This is a genomic window from Mycobacterium sp. TH-M106, assembly GCF_057473765.1.
Genome location: NZ_JBYCLE010000466.1, coordinates 1 through 1,020 on the forward strand (window position 1 = coordinate 1; position 1,020 = coordinate 1,020).

2 protein-coding genes are annotated in these 1,020 nt (G+C 70.6%); one reads left to right on the forward strand and one right to left on the reverse strand.

Features of this window, described 5'->3' with window-relative positions; translation table 11 throughout:
- Positions 1-482: glycosyltransferase (locus AC2VOP_RS16595; RefSeq protein ID WP_486961990.1), on the forward strand; the 482-nt coding region annotated here is incomplete at its 5' end.
- A gap of 42 nt (positions 483-524) precedes the next feature.
- Here the strand turns inward: AC2VOP_RS16595 and AC2VOP_RS16600 are convergent.
- Positions 525-1,020: hypothetical protein (locus AC2VOP_RS16600; RefSeq protein WP_486961991.1), on the reverse strand; the 496-nt coding region annotated here is incomplete at its 5' end.

The window sequence follows — 1,020 nt, forward strand, 5'->3', positions numbered from 1 at the left end:
AACGCCTGGCAGTCGAGGCTGTTGCGCTGGCCCGGAAAGCCGGCGTCGACATCGAGCTGACGTTGGTGGGTAAAGGCAGCAAAAAGCCGCTTCGCAAGATTGCCCGACGCCTGTGCGTCGAGGACTTGGTGCGCATCGACGGACCCACCCGCGAGGTCGGACGCTACTGGTCGGCCGCCCACGTCGGCCTCATGTGCAGCCACTGCGAGGCGTTCGGCCGCGTCACCGTGGAGGCCATGAGAGCCGGGCTGCCGGTCTGCGGCACCGACACCGGCGGCACCCCCGAGATCATCAACCCAGGAGTCAACGGACTGCTCAGCCCAGCCGGCGACGCTCACGCACTCGCAGCCAACCTGATGACGCTCGAATCGGACGAGGATCTCAGGCGCAACCTCGCCTTCGGCGCGGTGCACACAGCACAAGGCTTCCAACGCGACCGCCACGACGACGAACTCACCACTGTCCTCGGCCTGCGTTGTTGACGTGAGCACCCCTGCTCGCGTGTGGATTGACGGGCCGGCGGGTCACAGGTACAGCGGCAGCGGCGGCGGCGGCAACGGTGGCAATGGCGGGGGCGGCAGCGGCGGGGGCGGCGGCGGCGGGGGCGGCGGCGGAGGCGGAAGGACGAACCACCACGCCGGCGCCGGCGACGGCGGCAACGGCGTGCCGGGCTCTCCCGCAACACCTGGGGCGCCGGGGCCGTTACCGGCCAAACCACCCGCGGCCCCATAACCGACTTGACCCGTCGCGCCACCAGTGCCGCCGGCGCCAGGCTTACCGCCGTCACCCCCGTTGCCGCCATTGCCGTTGGTACCGCCGGCGCTGGCGTAGCCGCCGGAGCCACCAGCCCCGCCGTTGCCACCGCTGAAGCCGTTGTGGCCGGAAGCACCGGCAGCGCCGTCCGCGCCTATACCGCCGTTGCCGCCATTACCTGCGATACCCCCGGAGCCCGCAGCACCTTGGTGAGCCAGGAGGTTGAAGAAGAGGGATTGTCCACTGGCCCCGCCAACGGAGTAACCG